The organism is Streptomyces sp. NBC_00273, assembly GCF_036178145.1.
Classification (GTDB): domain Bacteria; phylum Actinomycetota; class Actinomycetes; order Streptomycetales; family Streptomycetaceae; genus Streptomyces.
In genome coordinates this window covers 2333437-2354670 of record NZ_CP108067.1, presented here as the reverse complement: position 1 = coordinate 2354670, position 21234 = coordinate 2333437, and the positions used below count along the sequence as shown (strand labels likewise).

The 21234-nt window shown below is 73.0% G+C and carries 19 protein-coding genes; 12 read left to right on the top strand and 7 right to left on the bottom strand.

Annotation, left to right across the window (positions count from 1 at the left end):
- Window positions 1-44: 44 nt before the first annotated feature.
- Window positions 45-1034 carry a sphingomyelin phosphodiesterase gene (gene sph / locus OG386_RS09965; protein WP_328787803.1) on the bottom strand — a complete coding sequence of 330 codons (990 nt, stop codon included), beginning with the start codon at window positions 1032-1034 and terminating at the stop codon, window positions 45-47.
- A 130-nt stretch (window positions 1035-1164) separates the two neighbouring features.
- Here sph and OG386_RS09960 point away from each other — a divergent pair, with 130 nt between their 5' ends.
- Complete coding sequence (locus tag OG386_RS09960; protein WP_328787802.1) at window positions 1165-2061, top strand: oxygenase MpaB family protein; 897 nt, start codon at window positions 1165-1167, stop codon at window positions 2059-2061.
- Window positions 2062-2163: 102 nt separating this feature from the next.
- On the opposite strand, the gene OG386_RS09955 is transcribed toward OG386_RS09960, so the two are convergent.
- Window positions 2164-3711: a M1 family metallopeptidase gene (locus OG386_RS09955; protein ID WP_328787801.1), complete on the bottom strand. Its 1548-nt coding sequence runs from the start codon at window positions 3709-3711 to the stop codon at window positions 2164-2166.
- A gap of 133 nt (window positions 3712-3844) precedes the next feature.
- Entirely contained in the window at window positions 3845-4480 is a 636-nt protein-coding gene (locus tag OG386_RS09950; protein WP_328787800.1) for a LysE family translocator, read from the bottom strand.
- A 53-nt stretch (window positions 4481-4533) separates the two neighbouring features.
- Here OG386_RS09950 and yczR point away from each other — a divergent pair, with 53 nt between their 5' ends.
- The 7 genes from yczR (at window position 4534) to OG386_RS09915 (ending at window position 13064) form a co-directional block, all read left to right on the top strand.
- Window positions 4534-5997, top strand: coding sequence for an aminotransferase-like domain-containing protein (gene yczR, locus OG386_RS09945; protein WP_328787799.1), 1464 nt, complete (start codon window positions 4534-4536; stop codon window positions 5995-5997).
- Between the two features lie 60 nt (window positions 5998-6057).
- Entirely contained in the window at window positions 6058-6921 is an 864-nt protein-coding gene (locus OG386_RS09940; RefSeq protein WP_328787798.1) for an SCO6745 family protein, read from the top strand.
- A 93-nt stretch (window positions 6922-7014) separates the two neighbouring features.
- Window positions 7015-9459 (top strand): Tex family protein, encoded by a 2445-nt coding sequence (locus tag OG386_RS09935; protein ID WP_328787797.1) that lies wholly within the window; start codon window positions 7015-7017, stop codon window positions 9457-9459.
- A gap of 271 nt (window positions 9460-9730) precedes the next feature.
- A complete protein-coding gene (locus OG386_RS09930) occupies window positions 9731-10231 on the top strand; it encodes a hypothetical protein (protein WP_327382264.1) in 501 nt (166 codons plus the stop codon).
- Window positions 10221-11396, top strand: coding sequence for an MAB_1171c family putative transporter (locus OG386_RS09925; protein ID WP_328787796.1), 1176 nt, complete (start codon window positions 10221-10223; stop codon window positions 11394-11396). Before OG386_RS09930 ends, OG386_RS09925 begins: the two co-directional genes overlap by 11 nt.
- A 7-nt stretch (window positions 11397-11403) precedes the next feature.
- A complete protein-coding gene (locus tag OG386_RS09920; protein WP_328787795.1) occupies window positions 11404-12183 on the top strand; it encodes an SDR family NAD(P)-dependent oxidoreductase in 780 nt (259 codons plus the stop codon).
- A 308-nt stretch (window positions 12184-12491) separates the two neighbouring features.
- Window positions 12492-13064 carry a hypothetical protein gene (locus OG386_RS09915; RefSeq protein ID WP_328787794.1) on the top strand — a complete coding sequence of 191 codons (573 nt, stop codon included), beginning with the start codon at window positions 12492-12494 and terminating at the stop codon, window positions 13062-13064.
- A 10-nt stretch (window positions 13065-13074) separates the two neighbouring features.
- Here OG386_RS09915 and OG386_RS09910 read toward each other — a convergent pair whose 3' ends face one another.
- Window positions 13075-14712 carry an ABC-F family ATP-binding cassette domain-containing protein gene (locus OG386_RS09910; RefSeq protein WP_328787793.1) on the bottom strand — a complete coding sequence of 546 codons (1638 nt, stop codon included), beginning with the start codon at window positions 14710-14712 and terminating at the stop codon, window positions 13075-13077.
- Between the two features lie 101 nt (window positions 14713-14813).
- On the opposite strand from OG386_RS09910, the gene OG386_RS09905 reads away from it, so the two are divergent.
- Window positions 14814-15785: a GlxA family transcriptional regulator gene (locus tag OG386_RS09905; RefSeq protein WP_328787792.1), complete on the top strand. Its 972-nt coding sequence runs from the start codon at window positions 14814-14816 to the stop codon at window positions 15783-15785.
- Between the two features lie 80 nt (window positions 15786-15865).
- A complete protein-coding gene (locus OG386_RS09900) occupies window positions 15866-16495 on the top strand; it encodes a DJ-1/PfpI family protein (protein ID WP_328787791.1) in 630 nt (209 codons plus the stop codon).
- Between the two features lie 10 nt (window positions 16496-16505).
- On the opposite strand, the gene OG386_RS09895 is transcribed toward OG386_RS09900, so the two are convergent.
- Window positions 16506-17303: an enoyl-CoA hydratase/isomerase family protein gene (locus OG386_RS09895; protein WP_328787790.1), complete on the bottom strand. Its 798-nt coding sequence runs from the start codon at window positions 17301-17303 to the stop codon at window positions 16506-16508.
- Between the two features lie 122 nt (window positions 17304-17425).
- Between OG386_RS09895 and OG386_RS09890 the strand changes: the two genes are divergently transcribed.
- Both OG386_RS09890 and OG386_RS09885 read left to right on the top strand, forming a co-directional pair.
- A complete protein-coding gene (locus tag OG386_RS09890) occupies window positions 17426-18106 on the top strand; it encodes an HdeD family acid-resistance protein (RefSeq protein ID WP_328787789.1) in 681 nt (226 codons plus the stop codon).
- Window positions 18107-18248: 142 nt separating this feature from the next.
- Window positions 18249-18743, top strand: coding sequence for an ATP-binding protein (locus tag OG386_RS09885; RefSeq protein ID WP_327382253.1), 495 nt, complete (start codon window positions 18249-18251; stop codon window positions 18741-18743).
- A gap of 58 nt (window positions 18744-18801) precedes the next feature.
- Here OG386_RS09885 and idi read toward each other — a convergent pair whose 3' ends face one another.
- Both idi and OG386_RS09875 read right to left on the bottom strand, forming a co-directional pair.
- Window positions 18802-19401, bottom strand: a complete 600-nt coding sequence (gene idi / locus OG386_RS09880; protein ID WP_030771441.1) for an isopentenyl-diphosphate Delta-isomerase — start codon at window positions 19399-19401, stop codon at window positions 18802-18804.
- Between the two features lie 149 nt (window positions 19402-19550).
- The gene (locus OG386_RS09875) at window positions 19551-20873 is read right to left on the bottom strand and encodes a methyltransferase domain-containing protein (protein ID WP_443053160.1); all 1323 of its coding nucleotides are present in this window, start codon (window positions 20871-20873) and stop codon (window positions 19551-19553) included.
- Between the last annotated feature and the right edge of the window lie 361 nt (window positions 20874-21234).

Sequence of the window (21234 nt, the reverse complement as noted above, 5' to 3'; positions counted from 1 at the left end):
TGATGCTCGTTGACTGCCGGGTGAGGCGCGCAGGGACGACAGGCCTAGCGTCCGATCAGCGGGTAGTGGTCGGAGAGGTTGGTGTAGGTGTAGGACGTGCCCCAGCTGGAGACCGTCCAGGGCGCCGACTGCTCCTTGACCACGTTGTTCTCCCAGCCCGCCGGGCGGGCGTTGCCCTTGCGGTAGAGGACGTAGTCCAGGTCCTCGCGCGGGTCGGTCGGGTAGCGGTAGTTGGCTATCGAGTTCAGCGCGGTGTCGAAGGAGTACGGGTGGCCCGTGCGGCTGTCGGAGTCCGCCAGGTCGGCGTTGGCGAGCAGGCTCGCGTACTCGGGCGTGCGCGAGTCGACGTTGAGGTCGCCCGCCACGATGACCTGCTCGTTCGCCGGGATGTTCTTCCCGTCCAGGAAGGCGTCCACGGCACGGAACTGACGGGCGCGCATCTCCGCGGCCTCGCCCGCGCCGCAGCCGGGGTCGGTGGACTGCGCGTGCGTGCCGACCACGTGCACCTTGGTGCCGTTCACGTTCAGGACGACGTAGGCGAAGCCCTTGTTGGACCACCAGTCGGCGCCGCAGGCGTCCTTGTAGACGACCTGCTCCTTGCGGACGATCGGCCACTTGCTGAGGATCGTGACCCCGCCGTCCTCCGGGGTGGTGGCGGAGTACGCCCCGCCCGTGGCGTCCCAGCCGCTCTTGCTGCGGCCGACGACCGGGGTCTGGTACGGGTACTGCGTGGCGGAGTTGGCCTTCAGTGCGTCCGAGGAGCTGTTGTCGAAGGCCTCCTGGAGCACGACCACGTCGTGGCCCTTGTAGAAGGAGGTCTTGGGGATCTCGGCGGCCCGGTGGTCCTGGCCCCAGTTCGGGTACAGGTTCTTGCTCATCAGGAACACGTTGTACGACAGGACGCTGAGCCGCGGGGCGGCGGCGGTCTCCGTGGCCGAGGCGGCGGGCGCGGTGGCGGCGGCCAGTGCGCCCGCGGCGACCGCCGCGACGGCCGTGGCGGCGGCGCGACGCGAGCGGGGCGAGGAAAGCAGCATGAAGGTCTCCATCATTCCTGCGGGGGAAGATCGACGCCGTCATACAAGCAGCAGCAGTTACCTCTGGGTAACACCCGTGCAGAGACTTTCTGTCCGTAAGACGGCCGTCCGGTGCTCGCATACTTGTCGTATGACGAAGACGGACTCCGCACACCCCGCCGGACCTGCGGCCACGCGCCGCACCGACCCCGAGCCGCCCCCGCCGGGCGGCGTGCTGTGGACCATCGCCGGTGACGTCAGGGCCCTGCTGATGCTGCCCGCCGCCTTCACCATGCAGGTCGCCCACCCCGCGATCGCGGCCGGTGTCGACGAGTACTCCGTCTTCCGCACCGACCCCTGGGGGCGCGGAGAGCGCTCCCTGCGTTCGGTCCAGCTGTGGGTCTACGGCGGGGAGGAGGCGGCCGCGGAGGGCCGCCGGGTGCGCCGCCTGCACAAGGACATCCAGGGCATCGACACCCGCGGCCGCCGCTACCACTCCCTCGACCCCGCCTGCTACGCCTGGGTGCACGCCACCGGCTTCCCGGTCTACCTGTACGCCGGGCGCTACCTGCTGCGCCGCTTCACCCCCGCCCAGGAGCGGCAGCTCTACCAGGAGTGGCTCCAGGTAGGACGCATCCTCGGCCTGCACGACCGGGACATGCCGCAGAGCATCGAGGAGTACTGGACGTACTGGGGCCGGATGTTGGCCGAGGAGATCGAGCCCACCGCGGTCGCCCGCGAGCTGATCTCCACCGAGGTGAAGCTGCCCCGGCCGCAGGCCGGCTCGCCCGCCGCGCGCCTGCTGCTGAGACTGACCTGGCCGGTGCTGCGGGCCGCCTTCCTGCGCCTACGGGCCTTCGTCACCGTCGGCTACATGCCGCCCGAGGCCCGCGCCGCGATCGGGCTGGAGTGGAGCCCGGCCCAGGAGCGGACGCTCCGGCGGTTCAGCACGGCCGTACGGATCCTCGTACCGCTGCTGCCGGAGCGGCTGCGGTACCTGCCGATCGCCTACCGGGCGCGGGCCGCATGGCATGCGGGAGGCCGCTGACGGGCCCCGGACACACGGGCCCCGGACACACGGGCCCCGGACACACGGGCCCCCGCCGGATGCGGGAGCCCGTGTGCGGGGCGCGGGGCGCGGGGCGCCGGCTCAGTGCCGGTGGCCCGGCCCGGAACCGTGCTCGGTGTCGTGGATCGTGTTGGTCTCCGCGATCTTCTTCCAGGACTTGGGCTCCGCGGCGGGCTTCGCCGGGGCGGCCTGCTGCGGCGAGCGGGCCGAAGGCCTGGCCGCCGACGGGTTCAGGGCCGAGGCCGCCGGCTTGCCCGGGGTGTAGAGCCAGGTCTCGAAGAGCTGCGCGAGGGGCTTCTTCGAGACCTTCTCGGCGTACCGGACGAAGTCCCCGACCTTGGCGTTGCCGTAGGCCCGCTCGGTCGGCCAGCCCTTGAGGATCTCGAAGAACTTCTCGTCGCCGATCTCGTTGCGCAGCGCCTGCAGGGCGATGCCCCCGCGGTCGTAGACAGCCCCGTGGAACTGGTTCTCCGGGCCCGGGTCACCCGGCTTGACCTGCCAGAACGCGTCCTCGGCCGGGCGCAGGGCGTAGGCCCAGTCGGCCAGCTCCTGCGCCGTGCCCTCGCCCTCCTTCTCCGACCACAGCCACTGGCTGTAGCGGGCGAAGCCCTCGTTGATCCAGATGTCCTTCCAGCCCTCGACGGACACGCTGTCGCCGTACCACTGGTGCGCCAGCTCGTGCACGACCACCGAGACGTTGGCGCCGTTGCGGAACTGGGCCGGGCCGTAGAAGGGCCGCGTCTGGGTCTCCAGGGCGAAACCGGCGGTCACGTTCGGGACGTAGCCGCCGAGCGCGTTGAAGGGGTACGGCCCGAAGACCCCCTCCAGCCACTCCGTGACCTCGCCGGTCCGCTCCACGCTCGCGCGGGCCGCGCCCGCGTTGTCACCGAGGTCCTTGCTGTACGCGTTGAGGATCGGCAGCCCGCTCGCCGTCTTGTCGGTGGTGATGTCGAACTTTCCGACGGCCAGGGTGGCCAAGTAGGTCGCCTGCGGCTTGTTGGAACGCCAGTTGTACCGGGTCCAGCCGAGCCGTGAGGTCTGGGACTGCAGCACGCCGTTGCTGATCGCCTGGGTGCCGTCGGGCACGTTGATCGAGACGTCGAAGGTGGCCTTGTCCAGCGGGTGGTCGTTGCTCGGGAACCACCAGACCGCCGAGTCGGGCTCCTGGGCCGCGACCGCGCCGTCGGGCGTGCGCTGCCAGGCCGTCCAGCCGTCCACCTTCAGCTCGGAGGGCTTCCCGGCGTACTTGACGACGACGGACAGCGGGGTGTTGCGCGCCAGCGGCTTCGCCGGGGTGACCTCCAGCTCGTGGGAGCCGGACGTGGCGAACTTCGCCTTGACCCCGTTGACCCGGATCTCGCTGACCTGGAGGCCGAAGTCCAGGTTGAAGCGGGACAGGTCCTGCTTGGCGGTGGCCAACAGGGTGGCCGTGCCTTCCAGCAGGTCCGTCTTCGGCTGGTACTGCAGGCGCAGGTCGTAGTGCGACACGTCGTATCCGCCGTTGCCGCTGGCCGGGTAGTAGGGATCGCCGATACCCGGGGCGCCCGAACCCGAACCCGCCGCCGACGCCGGGATCACCAGCAGGAGGGAAGCGGCGAGCACGCTCGGGGCGATGACTTTGCGGTGCACGAATGGCTCCAAGTGGTAGGGGAGACAGATCGGTTCACAGAGTGGTCCAAGGCCTTGTCGCTCGACCGTATTCACCCTTGACCGCTCAGGTCATGTCCATGGCCCCTGCTGTCACACGATCGCCATTCGGCCGTCACGGGCCGACCGGCAGCGCCGCGGCGGCGCCGAGGGCACCGAGCGTCAGATAGACCCCTCCGACGACCCAGTGCTGCCGGGCCAGGACCCGTGGCCTGCGGCGCAACCACCGGCTCAGGGCCCCGCCGGCGCAGGCGTAGCCGATGTCGAGGAGGGCCCCGAGGGCGAGGAACACCATGCCCAGCAGCCACATCAGGGCGTGCGGATCGGCCGAATCGGGCCGGACGAACTGCGGGAGGAAGGCCAGGAAGAAGAGGGTCACCTTGGGATTGAGGAGATTGGCCAGCGCGCCGTCGAGGTAGGCGCGGCCCCACCGTACGGGAGCCGCCTCCCCGGCGGCGGGCAGGAACGGGCCGGCGCGCAGGGCCCGTACGCCCAGGAAGAGCAGGTAGGCCGCGCCCGCGTGGGTGAGCGCCAGGTACGCGGCCGGGGAGCGCGACACCAGCTCCGCGCCCCCCGACACGGCGACGGCGATGTGCACCACGGTGGCGCTCTCCACCCCCGCGGCGGTGGCCAGTCCCGCGCGCCGGCCCTGGGCGGCGGCGCGGGTGACGATCAGGACCATGTTCGGGCCGGGGAGGAGGACGAGCGCCGATGCGGCGGCGACGAAGGCGAGGAAGGTGCTGAGGGGCATGCACCTAGGCTGGTCGGGGCCGGGGGGAGAGCCCCGGGCCAATGGAGGGGGAAGTGGACCGTTCCGCGCCGCGCACCTGGTCGCCGGCCGAGCTCGACGCGGTGGTCGGCGGCCGGCTCGCCGGTCCGGGCCCGCTGTACCGGCGCCTCGCCGCCGTACTGCGCGGCGCGGTCCGTACGGGCGACCTCGCGCCCGGCGACCGGCTGCCCGCCGAGCGGCCCCTCGCCGCGGCCCTGGGCGTCAGCCGGGCCACCGTGGTCGCCGCCTACGACGAACTGCGCGGCGCGGGCGCCGTGGACAGCCGGCGGGGGAGCGGGACCTGGGTCGCCCGGCTGCCCGGTGGCTCGCTGCGCCCGGTCGACGGCCGGGTCCGCGGCGGCACCTCCGCGGCCCTCGTGCAGCGGTTGGTGGACGGCCCGGACGGGGTGATCTCCCTGTCGGTGGCCGCGGAGGGGGCTGCCCCCGAGGTGCGCGGGGCCCTGGCCGCGCTGCTGGCCGACGGCCTGGACCCGCTCCTGGCGGAGACCGGCTACCACCCGAGCGGCCTCCCGGAGTTGCGGGCGGCCGTCGCCGCCCGTTACACCGCCGGGGGTCTGCCCACGCAACCCGGGCAGATCCTGGTCACCACCGGAGCCACGCAGGCCCTCGCGCTGGTGGCCCAGCTGTACGTACGGCGCGGTTCCGCGGTGGTGGTGGAGACGCCGAGCTGGCCGGGTTGCCTGGACGCGCTGCTCGCCGCCGGGGCGCGGCCGCGCCGGGTCCCGCTGGACGAGGACGGCATCCAGCCGCGCGGCTTCAGCGCCGCCCTGCCCGCGGCGGCGCTGGCCCATGTCACGCCGACCTTCCACAACCCGACCGGGATCCTGATGTCCGTCGGGCGGCGCGAGCGGATCGCGGAACTTGCCGCGCGGGCCGGCGTCCCGCTGCTGGAGGACCTGGCCTACGACACCCGGCTGTGGGACGGGCCGGAGCCGGGCCCGGTGGCCGGGTACGCCCCACCGGGCGCCGAGGTGCTGAGCGTGGGCTCCTTGGCCAAGTCGGTGTGGGGCGGGCTGCGGATCGGCTGGCTGCGCGGCCCGGGCCCGGTGGTGGAGCGCCTGGCCCGCCTCAAGGCCCGGGCCGATCTGGGGAGCCCGTTGCTGGACCAGGCCCTGGCGGTGCGGCTGCTGCCGCGGGTGGACGCCCTACGGGCCGAGCGGGCGGCCGTGCTGCGGACCCGGTTGGCCGGCCTGGAGGCCGCGCTGGCGAGCGAGCTGCCGGGGTGGACCTGGCAACGCCCGGCCGGCGGGGCGGCGTTGTGGATCCGGCTGCCGGCACCCGCCGGCGCCGCGGTCTTCGCCCAGATCGCGCTCCGGCACGGGGTCGAGCTGGTCCCCGGGGCGGCGACCGACCCCTCGGGCGACCACGACGCGTACGTCAGGCTCCCGTTCACGCTGCCCGAGCCGCGGCTGGTGGAGCTGGTGGCCCGGCTCTCCCGGGCCTGGGCGGCGTACGGGGGCACTCCGTCCGCAGGGTGAGACCCGCACCACGGGCCCCGCCCCTACCCGGCATACCGAACAGTCGGTAACCTCCCGGGCATGACGCTTCCCCTGCTCGCCGCCCGTCGCTGTTGGCATGCCGCGATCAACCCGCTGCACGCGACGATCTACTTCTCGCCGGACCTCACCAAGGAGCTCGCGGCCCTCGGAGTCACGGACCCGGTCGCGGTCAACCTCGCGAGCCGTTCCGCCGCGATGGGCGCCGTCGGCCCCGGCACGGTCACCGCCACCTTCTACAACTACCGCCACGACCTGCTCACCCGGCACCTGCCCGCCGTCTGGGGCACCGCCACGCCCGAGCAGGTCCTCGCCGCCCGCCTGCGGGCCGCCGACAGCACCCTGCGCCGGCTCCTGGGCACCGAGACCGTGGAGTCGGCCGAGATGGCCGAGGCCGCCGACCTGGCCATGCGCGCCACCGAGGGCTGCACCCGGCACGCCCGCACGCTCTACGCCGCCCACGCAGACCTCCCCGTACCCGAAGCCCCGCACCTGCGCCTGTGGCACGCCACCACCCTGCTGCGCGAGCACCGCGGCGACGGCCACCTGGCCGCCCTGCTCCTCGCGGGCCTGGACCCGGTGGAGGCCCTGGTCAGCCACACCGCCACCGGCCGCGGCATGACCGCGAAGTGGATCAAGGCCATCCGCGGCTGGGAACAGTCCGACCTGGACGCCGCGACGGAGCGGCTGCGTGCGCGCGGCATCCTCGACGCCGACGGCGGGCTCACCGACGAGGGCAAGGCCGTGCGCGAGCGACTGGAGGCGGACACCGACCGCCTCGACGCCGCCCCGTACGAGCACCTGGGCGAGGAGGGGCTGACCCGCCTCGCCGAACTCGGCGGCGCCTTCGTCACGAAGGCGATCGGCGCCGGGGCCTTCCCGCGCGACCTCTTCGGCCGGGCCTGACCGGCGGGACGGGCAGGGTTCCCGCCGTCCGCCACCGCCACCTGCCACAATTGGCAGCCTTCCAGTGCAAACGAAGGCAGGCGGAACCCGATCGTGACGACGTCCATCGAAGGCAGGATCGCCGAGGAGCTCGGCGTACGGGAGCGGCAGGTCAAGGCCGCCGTCGAGCTGCTCGACGGCGGCTCCACCGTGCCGTTCATCGCGCGCTACCGCAAGGAAGCGACCGAGATGCTCGACGACGCCCAGCTGCGCACCCTAGAGGAGCGGCTGAGGTACCTGCGGGAGCTGGAGGACCGCCGTGCGGCGGTCCTGGACTCCGTACGGGAGCAGGGCAAGCTCACCGACGAACTGGCGGCGCGGATCGCCGCGGCCGACACCAAGGCCCGGCTGGAGGACATCTACCTGCCCTTCAAGCCCAAGCGGCGCACCAAGGCGCAGATCGCCCGCGAGGCCGGTCTGGAGCCGCTCGCCGAGGGCCTGCTGGCCGACCCGTCGGTGGAACCGGCCGCGGCCGCTGCCGCGTTCGTCGACGCCGACAAGGGCGTCGCCGACCCGGCCGCCGCCCTCGAGGGCGCCCGGGCCATCCTCACCGAGCGGTTCGGCGAGGACGCCGACCTGATCGGTGAGCTGCGCGAGCGCATGTGGGGCCGGGGCCGGCTCGCGGCGAAGGTCCGCGAGGGCAAGGAGGAAGCGGGCGCCAAGTTCGCCGACTACTTCGACTTCGCCGAGCCGTTCACCGCGCTGCCCTCGCACCGCGTCCTCGCCATGCTGCGCGGCGAGAAGGAGGACGTCCTCGACCTCACCCTGGAGTCGGAGGAGCCCCGCGAGGAGCCCGGCCCGTCCACGTACGAAGGCATGATCGCCCGCCGCTTCGGGGTGAACGACCGCGGCCGCCCGGGCGACAAGTGGCTGGCCGACACCGTCCGCTGGGCCTGGCGCACGAAGATCCAGGTGCACCTCGGCATCGACCTGCGGATGCGGCTGCGCCAGGCCGCCGAGGACGAGGCGGTACGGGTCTTCGCCTCGAACCTGCGCGACCTGCTGCTCGCGGCGCCCGCCGGCACCCGGGCGACGCTCGGCCTGGACCCGGGCTTCCGTACCGGCGTGAAGGTCGCCGTCGTGGACGCGACGGGCAAGGTCGTGGCCACGGACGTGATCTACCCGCACGTGCCCGCCAACAAGTGGGACGAGTCCCTCGCCAAGCTGGCCCGCCTCGCGAAGGAACATGCGGTCGAGCTGGTCGCCATCGGCAACGGCACCGCCTCCCGCGAGACCGACAAGCTGGCCGGGGACCTCATCACGCGCCACCCGGAGCTGAAGCTCACCAAGGTGATGGTCTCGGAGGCGGGCGCCTCCGTGTACTCGGCCTCCGCCTTCGCCTCGCAGGAACTGCCGGACATGGACGTGTCGCTGCGCGGCGCGGTCTCCATCGCCCGGCGCCTGCAGGACCCGCTCGCCGAGCTCGTCAAGATCGACCCGAAGTCGATCGGAGTCGGCCAGTACCAGCACGACCTGTCCGAGGTGAAGCTCTCGCGCTCGCTCGACGCGGTCGTCGAGGACTGTGTGAACGGCGTCGGAGTGGACGTCAACACCGCCTCCGCGCCGCTGCTCTCGCGGGTCTCGGGCATCAGCGGCGGCCTCGCCGAGAACATCGTGGCCCACCGCGACGCCAACGGCCCCTTCCGCAGCCGCAAGGGGCTGAAGGACGTGGCCCGGCTCGGCCCGAAGGCGTACGAGCAGTGCGCGGGCTTCCTGCGGATCCGCGGCGGGGACGACCCGCTGGACTTCTCCAGCGTGCACCCCGAGGCCTATCCGGTGGTCCGGGGCATGGCCAAGACGGCGGGCAGCGAGGTGGCGGCCCTGATCGGCAACTCGGGCGTGCTGCGCTCGCTGCGGCCCGAGCAGTTCGTCACCGAGGCCTTCGGCCTGCCCACCGTCACGGACATCCTGCGCGAGCTGGAGAAGCCGGGCCGCGACCCGCGCCCCGCCTTCAAGACGGCCACCTTCAAGGAGGGCGTCGAGAAGATCGGCGACCTGGCCCCCGGCATGATCCTTGAGGGCGTGGTCACCAACGTGGCCGCCTTCGGCGCCTTCATCGACATCGGTGTCCACCAGGACGGGCTGGCCCACGTCTCGGCGCTGTCGAAGACCTTCGTCAAGGACCCCCGGGACGTGGTCAAGCCGGGCGACATCGTCCGTGTGAAGGTCATGGACGTGGACATCCCGCGCAAGCGGATCTCGCTGACCCTGCGGCTGGAGGACGAGGCCGGGGCGGAGCGCGGCGCGGGCGCTCCGCGGCAGCGCGAGGACCGGCGCGGCGGTGGCGGTGGCGGCGGTGGCCGTCCGCCGCAGCAGCGCGGCGGGTCCGGTGGCCGCAACCAGGGTCAGGGCCAGGGTCAGGGCGAGCGCGGCCAGGGCGAGCGCGGCCAGGGCCGCCGGCAGGGCGGCGGCAGCGCCCCCGCCCCCGCCAACAGCGCGATGGCCGACGCCCTGCGCCGTGCGGGCCTCACCGCCCCCGAGGAGCGCCGCAAGAAGTAGGAGCCGTCAAGGGTGTCTTGCAGCCACCCGGAGCGTGTCGGTCTTCGTACCGAGTGGCCGAATAGCTTCCCCACCTGGGGACTTGCCTTGCCAACTCGCGTACAAGATCTGTAGGCATGGTGGAACGCCCGTTCGTCACTCGGCGGACGGGCTTCCGCGTTTTCCCCTCAGGACCGCATTCCCCGAGGCCGCCTCGAAGGCACAGGACGTCATGCCCATGCCCATACACGCCTACCGCCGTTGCCCCGGAAAGGGTCCGAAGAGGGATCACATGCCCCACCGGCAACTCAGCATCCGCAAAAGGTGCGAGCAGATTCTCGGCCATCTGGATCTGACCCACCCCTTCTCCCTCGACGACCTGTGTCGACGGATAGCCGAGCGGCGCGGCCGTCCCATCCGGCTCCATCCGCTCCCCAAGGAAGCGGCGGAGTCCGGGGTCTGCGGACTGTGGGTGGGCACGGCCAGCGTCGACTACGTCTTCTACGAGGCGCAGACCACCCCGCTGCACCGGGAGCACATCGTCCTCCACGAGCTGGGCCACATCCTCTTCGGCCACCACTCCCTGGAAGGGGAGGAGACCGACGGGAACGCCCCCGTGGTGCTCGGCCGCACCAACTACACCACCCGGCAGGAGCAGGAGGCGGAGATGCTCGCCAGCATGATCCGCATCCGCACGGCGAACGCAGGCCCGCGGTCCGCGAACGGCGCCCGGGGCACCCTGGCCCGACTGGAGTCCGCCATGGGGTACGAGCGGGGCACCGATGGCAAGTGACCTGACCGCCTTCGGCAACTGGCTCGCCGTCCCCAGCGTGGTGTGCCTGTGGACCGCCGTCCTGCTCCGCGCCCCCGGAGCCCTGCGCTCCCCCCAGCAGCGCGGCCTGTGGCTGGCCGTCGCCACCGCCGCCGCCGCGATGACCCTCAACCTCCCGGACGTCGTCTCGTACGCGATGAGCCGCGGCCCGGGCTACGCCCACACCATCGGCCTCGTCCGCAACCTCATCGGGGTGCTGTCGGCCGGCGCCGTCCTCTACTTCGTGGCCGCCACCACCCGCGGCCGTCGGCTCCAGCTCACCGCCTGCGTCGCCACCGCGGCCTGGCTCGGCGCGCTCCTCGCGCTGGACGCGGCCGCGCCCGACCACGGCACGCACACCATGCCGCCGGTCGGCGACCCGGTGCCCTCCCTCGCCTACTGGCTGGTCCTGATCTCCGCGCACGTGACCGCCAACATCGTCTGCGTGGCCCTGTGCTCGCGCTACAGCCGCCGTACCGAGAGCCGGGGCCTGGCCGCCGGGCTGCGCCTGTTCGGCCTCGGCACCGCCCTCGCCGGACTGTTCTGGCTGGCGTACCTGCTCAAGGCCCTGTTCGGCAGCACCTGGGCGATGCCCGCCCTCCCCCTGCTCATGAACCTGCACGGCCTGCTGCGCGCCGCCGCGATCCTCGTGCCCACCCTGTTCACCTTCCGGCGCACCTGCGCCGACATCGCCACCACCTGGCGGCTGTGGCCGCTGTGGCGCGACCTGGTCGAAGCGGTGCCGCACGTGGCGCTCAACAAGCCGCGCGCCTGGCGGGTGATGGAGCTGATGTGGCCGCCGGTCCCGCGCAACCTGCTCGTGTACCGCAAGGTCATCGAGACGCGCGACGCGATCTTGATCCTGGGCGAGTACGTGGCCCCGGGCGCCTTGGAACAGGCCCGCGGCCAGGTCACCGGAGACGGGGTCCCCGAGCAGCGGGCCACCGCCCACGCACTGGCCCGCGTACTGAAGGAGGCCCGGCAGGCCAAGCTCGACGGGGCGCCCGGGCAGCCGGGCGAGGCGGCCGCGCTGGAACTGCCCGCCGCGATCCACACCTCGCAGGAGGGCGGGGACCTGGCGGACGAGGCCCGGTTCCTCGTCGACGTCGCCCAGGCGTACGCCGCGCCCGCCACCACAAGGAAGTGAACGAGTCTTGACCACCGTACTGATCACCGGGGCCAGCGCCGGACTGGGCGCGGCCTTCGCCCGCGGCTTCGCCGCCAAGGGCTGCGACCTGGTCCTCGTGGCCCGGGACAAGGACCGACTCGACGCCGTCGCCGCCGAACTGGCCCGCACGTACGGCACCGCGTCCGAGGTGCTGCCCGCCGACCTGCTGGACCCGGCGGACTGCGCGGCCGTCACCGAGCGGCTCGCCGACCCGGTCCGGCCCGTGGACATCCTGGTCAACAACGCGGGCTTCGGGCTGCCCGCGCCCTTCCCCCACAGCCCGGTCGAGGAGGAGGAGCGGATGCTCGACCTGCTGGTCAAGGTCCCGCTCCGGCTCACCCACGCCGTGCTGCCGGGCCTGCGCGCACGCCGCCGGGGCGCGGTCCTCAACGTCTCCTCGGTGGCGGGACTCCTGCCGACCGGGACCTACGGGGCCGCCAAGGCCTGGATCACCGCCTTCAGCGAGTCCCTCAGGGTGGACATGGCGCCGTACGGGGTCCGGGTGCTGGCCGTGGTCCCCGGCTTCACCCGCACCGAGTTCCAGGAGCGGGCCGGCATGGACGTCAGCGCGCTGCGCGACGCGGTCTGGCTGGAGCCGGAGGCCGTGGTCGCGCAGGCCCTGAAGGACCTCGCCCTGCGCCGCCCGGTCAGCATCACCGGCCGCCGCTACCGCGCCTACGCCCTCGCCGCCCGCCACCTGCCGCGCACGTTCGTGGCTGCCCGGATGGCCCGCAAGCGCCGGCCTCCGGCGGACCGGGCGGCCTGAACGGGTCCGGTTTGGCGGGTCGCGTCCCGGGCAGCCGCCGGGTGAGAGAGAGGACGCGCCATGGACGAACAGGGTGGAGCCGGCGGAGGCCCGCACCGCGCCGGGAACGACGGCGGGAAGGAGCGGCAGGTCCCGCAGCCCGAGCAGCCCCCGAAGCCGGGTCCGAAGCCCGGGCCCGGGCCCGTCCGCGCCGCGGACACGGACGAGGCGAGCCGCCTCGACCGCCCGGGGCAAGACCACGGGTACCGGGGCCGTCGAAAGGGTCCCGAATAGGCGATCTCGCACAAACGTTCCCATATGGGGCGGTCGTGGGAGACGATGTCCGGGTGATCTTCGACCCGCTCTTCGACGGTGACCGCGTCCGCCTCCCGGAAGGCGACGGCGCCCTGCCCGACGCCGCACCCGGGGGCGTGCTGTGCGCGTCCACGGTCCGGGAGGCCGATCCGTCCGCCGTTCCGCCCGAGATCCGCACCCGCTCGGGCGAGATCGTCTTCGTGACGTCCGTCCGGCAGGCGGAGCTCGAGCAGTTCTGCACCGACAACGGGATCCCGTTGCGCTCCCGGCCCGACGTCTGGGGCGACCTGCTCGAACCCTTCCTCGACGCCGAGTTCGACCGCCGGCACCGGGCGGCGACCCTGGAGCGGCTGGCCGCCGCCGGGGTCGACGCCGCCGAGGCGGCCGCGATCCGGGAGCGGGTCCGGCCGCTCATGGTGGCTTACAACTCCGTGCACTGGGATTGGTTCCACCTCGGCCTCGCCGACCTCCTCGACGCGGCCCGCTCCGACCTCGTCCCCGAGGAACTCCGCATCCCGCCCGAGGACCTGCGCGCGTTCCGCGCCTGGGCCACGGACATCGCCGCCCGCCCGGACCGGCTTCCCTAGATCGTGTCCGCTAGAGCTCGGTGACCTTGCCGCCGGAGACCTCCAGGCGGCGGGTCACGTGCACCGCGTCCAGCATGCGGCGGTCGTGGGTGACCAGCAGGAGGGTGCCCTCGTAGGCGTCGAGGGCCGACTCCAGCTGTTCGATCGCCGGCAGGTCGAGGTGGTTGGTCGGCTCGTCCAGGACCAGCAGGTTCACCCCGCGGCCCTGGAGCAGGGCCAGCGCCGCACGGGTGCGCTCACCCGGGGAGAGGGTGGCCGCCGGGCGCAGGACGTGGGCCGCCTTGAGGCCGAACTTGGCCAGCAGGGTGCGGACCTCGGCCGGCTCGGTCTCGGGGACCGCCGCGCAGAAGGCTTCGAGCAGCGGTTCGTCGCCGAGGAACAGGCCGCGCGCCTGGTCCACCTCGCCGACCAGGACGCCGGAGCCGAGGGTGGCGGAGCCGGAGTCCGGAGCCAGCCGTCCCAGGAGCACGGCGAGGAGGGTGGACTTGCCGGCGCCGTTGGCCCCGGTGATCGCCACCCGGTCCGCCCAGTCGATCTGCAGGCTCGCCGGGCCGAAGGAGAAGTCCCCGCGCTTGACGGCCGCCTCGCGCAGGGTCGCCACCACGGAGCCCGAGCGCGGGGCCGCCGCGATCTCCATGCGCAGCTCCCACTCCTTGCGGGGCTCCTCGACGACCTCCAGCCGCTCGATCGCCCGCGCCGTCTGACGAGCCTTGGCGGCTTGCTTCTCGCTCGACTCGCCCCGCAGGTTCTTGCCGATCTTGTCGTTGTCGGAAGCCTTGCGGCGGGCGTTGCGCACGCCCTTGTCCATCCAGTTGCGCTGCATCTGGGCCCGGCCTTCGAGCGCCGACTTCTTGCCCGCGTACTCGTCGAACTCCTCGCGGGCGTGGTTGCGGGCGCGCTCGCGCTCCTCCAGGTAGGAGTCGTAGCCGCCGCCGTAGAGGTTGATCTGCTGCTGCGCGAGGTCGAGTTCGAGGACCTTGGTGACCGTCCGGGTCAGGAACTCGCGGTCGTGGCTGATCACGACCGTGCCGGCCCGCAGCCCCTTGACGAACCGCTCCAGCCGCTCCAGACCGTCCAGGTCCAGGTCGTTGGTGGGCTCGTCGAGCAGGAAGACGTCGTAGCGCGACAGCAGGAGGGAGGCGAGACCCGCGCGGGCCGCCTGACCGCCGGAGAGCGCCGTCATGGGCAGGTCGAGACCGACGGCGAGGCCGAGCTCGTCGGCGACCTCCTGGGCCCGCTCGTCGAGGTCGGCGCCGCCGAGGTTCAGCCACGTGTCCAGCGCGTTCGCGTACGCGTCGTCCGCACCGGGCGTTCCGTCCACCAGACCCTGCGTCGCCGCGTCGAGCTCGGCCTGCGCGGCCGCCACGCCCGTACGGCGGGCCAGGAACTCCCGGACCGACTCCTCGGGCCGGCGCTCCGGCTCCTGCGGGAGGTGGCCGACGGCGGCACCGGGCGGGGAGAGCCGCAGCTCCCCCGTCTCGGGGGCGTCCAGCCCGGCGAGCAGCCGCAGCAGGGTGGACTTCCCGGCGCCGTTCACGCCGACGAGGCCGATGACGTCGCCGGGGGCGACGACGAGGTCGAGATCGGCGAAGAGGGTGCGCTCACCGTGCGCGGCGGTGAGCTTCTTGGCGACGAGGGTTGCAGTCATGATGTGCCGATCCTATCCGCGCGCGAACGGGTGCCCGGCATGGCCGGATAGGTGGGAAGCACGTCATTGCGGCCATCGCGGGGGCGGAACACCATGAAGCCATGTCGTCATCGCCGCGCACCGTCCTCGTCCTCCTCTACGACGGGGTCCAGAGCCTGGACGTGACCGGGCCGGTGGAGGTGTTCGCCGCACTCGCCCACTTCCCGGGGCGGGCCGGGTACGCGATCCGGACGGTCTCTCCCGCGGGAGCGCCCGTCCGCACCAGCAGCGGGCTGACGCTGGTGCCGGACGGGGACCTGGCGAGCGCCCGGCCGGGGCCCGGCACCACGGTCCTGGTGCCCGGGGGACGGTTCTCGGCGGACTTCGAGCCCCGGCTCACCGACTGGCTCCGTACCCACGGGGGTGGCGCGGAGCGGCTGGTCTCCGTGTGCACGGGAGGCCTGCTGCTGGCCGAGGCGGGGCTGCTCGACGGGCGGCGGGCGACGACGCACTGGAACGCGTGCGAGCGGATGGCGCGGGACTACCCGGCCGTCGCCGTCGAGCCGGACCCGATCTACGTACGGGACGGACCGGTGGCCACCTCGGCGGGGGTCACGGCGGGGATCGACCTCGCCCTGGCGCTGGTGGAGGAGGACCACGGGCAGGACGTCGCCCTGACGATCGCCCGGCACCTGGTGGTGTTCCTGCGCAGGCCCGGCAACCAGGCGCAGTTCAGCGCGCAACTGGCCGCCCAGACGGCCCGCCGGGACCCGCTGAGGGACGTGCAGCAATGGATCGCCGAGCACCCGGGGGAGAAGCTGGGCGTCGAGCACCTCGCCGCCCGGGCCCGACTGTCACCGCGGCACTTCGCACGCGCCTTCCAGGCGGAGACCGGGGTCACGCCCGGCCGGTACGTCGAACGGGTCCGGGTGGACCACGCGCGGCGGCTGCTCGAGGAGAGCGGGGAAGGGATCGCACAGATCGCCCGGGCCTGCGGGTACGGGAACCCGGAGGCGTTGCGCCGGGCATTCGTACGGACCCTCGGCCAGCCGCCCGCCGAGTACCGCCGCCGTTTCCGCACGTCGCGCCGCTGAGGGCCGGCCCCGGCGCATCCAGCAGAAGGAGCCGCCCCACCGGGGCGGCGTACTGTTCCGACCAGCGCTCCGGAGGAGCCATGCAGATCGCCGTACTTCTCTACGACCACTTCACCGCCCTGGACGCCATCGGGCCCTTCGACACCCTCGGCCGGCTGTCCGACGCCGAGGTCGTCTTCGTCTCCGAGCGGCCCGGGCCCGTGCGGACCGACAACGGGTCGCTCGCGCTCGTCGCCGACAAGGGGCTCGACGAGGTCACCCGGCCCGACATCGTGATCGTGCCCGGGGGGCCGCATCCCGACCGGGAGATGGCCAATCCCGTGGTCATGGACTGGCTGCGCACGGTCGACGCCACCACCACCTGGACCACCTCGGTGTGTACCGGATCCCTGCTGCTGGCCGCCGCCGGGCTGCTCGACGGCCGCCGGGCCACCAGCCACTGGCTGTACCTGGACAAGCTGCCGAAGCTCGGGGTGGAGCCCACCGGCGAGCGCGTGGTGTTCGACGGAAAGTACGTCACCGCCGCCGGGGTGTCCGCCGGGATCGACATGGGGCTCACCCTGCTCGGCCGGATCGCCGGCGACGACTTCGCCCGGGCCGTGCAGCTGATGACCGAGTACGACCCCCAGCCGCCCTACGACGCCGGCTCACCGGACAAGGCCCCGGCGGCTCTCGTCGAGATGCTGCGGGGGAACGGCCTGCCCGGCTGACGGCCGGCCGTCAGGGGGTCCACGTGAAGCGCGGAGCCCGGCGCTCCAGGAACGCGGCGACGCCCTCCGCGGTGTCCTCGCTCCCGGCGGCCTGGTCCTTCCAGTACGCGTCCCGGTCGGTCCGGCCGTCCGTGAACTCCTTGGCCGCCGCCTGCGTCAGCTGTGAGCGCGAGGCCAGGATCCGGGTGAACTCGGCGACGCGCTTGTCCAGTTGGCCGGCCGGCAGCAGTTCGTTCAGGAACCCCGCGCGCAGCGCCGTCTCCGCGCCGATCAGTTCCGCGGAGAAGAGGAGGTACTTGGCCCAGCCCGGGCCGACCAGGGAAGCGAGCCTGCGGGTGGAGGACGCCGGGTAGACGATGCCGAGCTTGGCGGGGGTGACCCCGAAGGAGGCCCCCTCCTCGGCGAAGCGCAGATCGCAGGCGGCCGCGAGCTGGCTGCCGCCGCCCACGCAGAAGCCGCGGATCGCCGCCAGCGTGGGCTTGGGGAAGGCGGCCAGCGCCTCCTCGGCGGCCACGGCCAGGTCCCGCGGGTCCGCGGCCCCGGCGGCCCCGGGGCCCGTGGCGTGTCCGGGCTCCGCCGCGTCCCCGGTCAGCGAGGAGATGTCGGCGCCCGCGCAGAAGGTCGGTCCGGCCCCGGTCAGTACGAGCACCCGTACCGCAGGGTCGTCCGCCAGGCCCGTCACCAGCTCCGGGAGCGCCCGCCACATGGCGGCGGTCATGGCGTTGCGCTTGGCGGGGTGCGAGATGACGATCGTGGCCACCCCGTCGGCGACCGCGTGCAGGAGGGTTGCGTCCGTGGCTGCGTCCATGCGCCGGATGCTATCCCGGGCGGTCATACCTATGATCAAGGGAGTCCTCGGGGGTGTCTCGTCGGTCGGGCCCGGCCTGATCGGCAAGGCACCCCCCAGGGGTGCGAGGAGGTGGCACGTTCATGGGCGCAGACCGTGCGGACCGTACCGGGGCCAAGGTCGGGGGCCCGGAACCGCAGCGCGAGAAGAAGAAGCTCAATCGCAGTTTCGCGCTGATGACCGCGCTCGGGGTGCTGCTGGCGCTGGCCGGGCTGGTCGGCCTCGTCTACACCGCCGTCGCCACCCTCACCTCGATGTTCCTCTTCGGCTGGCTGCTGCTGATCGGCGGTGTGGTGGGTCTGCTGCAGGCCGTGCAGTGGCGCAGGAGCAACTACTTCTGGCTCGCCGTCGTCGTCGCCGCGATCAACCTGGCCGCGGGCTTCGTGATCCTGCGCCGTCCCGAGGCGAGCGCCGAGGCGCTGACCATGTTCGCCGCGCTGCTCTTCCTGACCGGCGGGGTGTTCCGGCTGGTCGGGGCGCTGGTGGTGCGCGGTGCCAACTTCGGGCTCGCGGTCGTCCAGGGCGCCTTCGGGATCCTGCTGGGCTTCCTGATCCTCTCCAACTGGCCCGGCAACAGTCTGTACGTGATCGGAACCTTCTTCTCCCTCGCCCTGCTGTTCGACGGGCTGAGCCTGGTGGCCATGGGCATGGGCTCCCGTCGCATCCTGGGGTTGGTCAGGGAGGACGGGACTCCGGCGGCGGCGGCCGCGGGGGACGGGGCGGGCGAGGCGGCCGGGAAGCGGCGGACAGAAGATCAGGAATAGTCGAACAACTGACTCTGTCATACGCCAGCGGTCAGAAAGTGTCCGATAGACGCTGACTTCTGGTCAGCAGTCCGGGTCGCACCAGCCCGTTCCCCACTCTTGTCGCGTGGAGACGATCGAGCGCGAAGACGGGGGACGGAAAATGGATGTCAGCGGGAGCGTCCCGCCGGCCAAGGCGGGTGAGGTGGAGGCTCCGGCCGATCCCCTCGCCTATGAGGGAGTGTGGAGGTTCACCGCTCCCGCGGTTGAAGAATCCGTTCCGCAGGCCCGTCGTGCGGTCCGGGACCTGCTCGGGCGCCAGGGGGTGCCGGCCCATCAGGACCTCGTGTACTCCCTGCTCCTGATCGTCTCCGAGCTGGTGACGAACTCGGTCCGGCACGCCGCCCTGCTCTCGCCGGAGGTCGCGGTCGAGGTCGCGATCGGCCGTGCGTGGGTGCGGGTGGCCGTGGAGGACAACCACCCCTACCGCCCCAAGGCTCTCGAGGCCGACTTCGGTCAGACCGGCGGCCGGGGCCTGCTCCTGGTCCGGGAGATCACCCTGGAGGCCGGCGGGGTCTGCGACGTCGAGCACACCTCGACCGGCGGCAAGGTGATCTGGGCGGCCCTGCCGCTCACCGCCCCTGCGACCACCGGGTGAGCGGCGGCCGGCGGGGCGGTGGAGGGCGGGACGTCGCAGGAGCGGGACGGCGTACGGGTTACCAGCCCGCCGCGTCGCCGGTCAGCTCGCGGATCGCGGGCCGCGCCGCGTCCAGCACGGTCATGAACCAGGCCGAGAAGGGCACTTCGGCGTGCCGCTTCGCCAGTTCCTCGGCGGTGACGAAGGCGGTGTCCTCGACCTCCTCCGGATCCGGCCGCACGACGGTCTGCGCGAGTCCCACGAACAGGTGATTGAACTCCTGCTCCACCAGACCCGATGCGGGGTCCGGGTGGTTGTAGCGCACCGTCCCCGCCTGTGCGAGGAGCGAGGGCGACAGGCCCAGCTCCTCATGGGTCCGCCGGGCCGCGGCCGCGAACGGCGACTCCCCGGGGTAGGGGTGACCGCAACAGGTGTTCGACCAGACGCCGGGGGAGTGGTACTTCCCGAGGGCCCGCTGCTGGAGCAGCAGACGACCCTGCTCGTCGAAGAGGAACACGGAGAACGCCCGGTGCAACTGCCCGGGCGCCTGATGGGCGGAGAGCTTCTCCGCCGTGCCGATGGTGTTGCCGGCCTCGTCGACCAGTTCGAGCATGATCGGTTCTTGCGTACCGGTGCCGTTGGACGCGCTGTTCGCGGCGGTGGCTGGTGTGGTCGGCATACCCATCCTTCGCTTCGGACTTCGGCCTTCAGTCTGCCGTACAAAAGAGGCTTGTCCCCACTTCGGAGAACCACGCATGTCCGCCCCCGTCGCGTGCTAGGCGACGAGGGGCGGATCGCATCACGTGTCACATCACCTGACGGTGCGCGTCAGACCCCGAACGGATCCGGGTACTTGATCATTCCCGCGGGCACCGGGCGGGAACCATCCAGCACCAGCGCCATCATGGCCTCGTCGGGGACCTCGAAGGGGGCCCGGATCCCGAAGTGCGACGCCGGCAGGAAACCGAAGCGCGGATAGTACTCCGGGTGCCCCAGGACGAGGACCAGTGACTCCCCGCGCTCCCGGGCCGCCGCGAGCAGGGCCCGTACGACCGAGCTGCCCGCGCCCGAGCGCTGGAGCACGGGATCGGCCGCCACCGGGGCGAGCGCGAGCGCCGGGGCGCCGTCGACCTCGCACCGGGTCAGCAGGGCGTGCGCCGCCACCGACCCGTCCGGGGCCTCGGCCACGTACGACAGCCCGGGCAGCCAGGAGGCGTCGCCGCGCAGCGCGTCCACGAGGTCGGCCTCCAGCGGGGTCCCGAAGGCCGCCAGGTTGATCTCCCGGACGGCCGCCGCGTCGGCCGCGGCCTCCGGCCGGGCGGGCCAGGCGTCGCCGTCCCCGGCGCTCACCGGGCGCAGGACGTAGCCCGCGTACCCGTACTCGTGCCCGTGGCGGGCCCGTACGTCGAGCTCCTCGCGCGTCGCGGCCAGGGCCCGCGCCATCGCCGGGCCGCCGGTTGCGGACAGGGCCCGGACCCGCTCGGCGAGCGGGCCGTAGTACTCGGCCCAGTCGGAGTCGGGCAGCTCGTGCACGCCGAGCACCCGGTACCCGGCGGCCTGGGCGGCCGCCAGGTTGCCGGCGGTGGTGCGCAGCGCGTAGTGCGGGTCCCAGAAGGCGCGGGCGCCCGCGGACGGCCGGGCGACCGACCACTGGCACTCGGTCAGGACGAGGGTGCCGCCCGGGGCGAGCAGTCGTTTCCACCGCGCGAGCGCGGCGTCGAAGCCGAGGAGGTAGGCGGAGCCCTCCGCCCAGACGAGGTCGAAGGAGCCGTCCTCGAAGCCCTCGCCCGGGAGCGCGCCCATGTCCGCCTCCACGGTGCGGACCCGGTCGGCGAGTCCGCGGGCCGCGGCGGCCGCACGGAGCTCGTCGAGGAAGGGGGCGTGCAGGTCGACGGCGGTCACCTCGGCGCCCGCGCCGGCCGCGCCCGCCTCGGCGGCGAGCAGCAGCGCGCTGCGGCCCGGGCCGCAGCCCAGGTCCAGGACGCGCGGCCGCTCGGGCAGCGGTCCGCACAGGGACAACAGGTGGCGGGTGCTCGCGTCGGAGCCCGGCGCCTGCCGGGGCAGGCCGTGGTGCAGGGCGAAGAAGGCGTGCGTGAAGTCGTCGACGCCGTCGAGATCGGAGGCGGCGTCGAAGGAATTGCTGTCGGTCAACGTGAACCCTTGGAACGGGGGCTCCGGCCGACGAGGCCCAGCTGTGTGGTCAGGCCCGGCCGGATGCCCGGAAGGAATGGGGGATGCACCGGAGTTCGCTGCGCATGGCCGCGACCACTACGACGGTCATCAACCCACCTCTTTCCACTCGACACGTTCAGGGGCGTGTCCACCGTAACATCGAGGCCGTTTGTGGTAGGGCGCCGTGATCGTCAATGATGATCGGAACCCGGCCCGGGGCCCGAATATTCGGCTTATCGGGGCGTAAACGGGTGGTGAACCCCTGCTTCCATTCATCCGATAGCCTCTGCCGACGTGCCGCCACCCCATGAGGGCGCGCGTTCGGAATCCGTTACAAGGA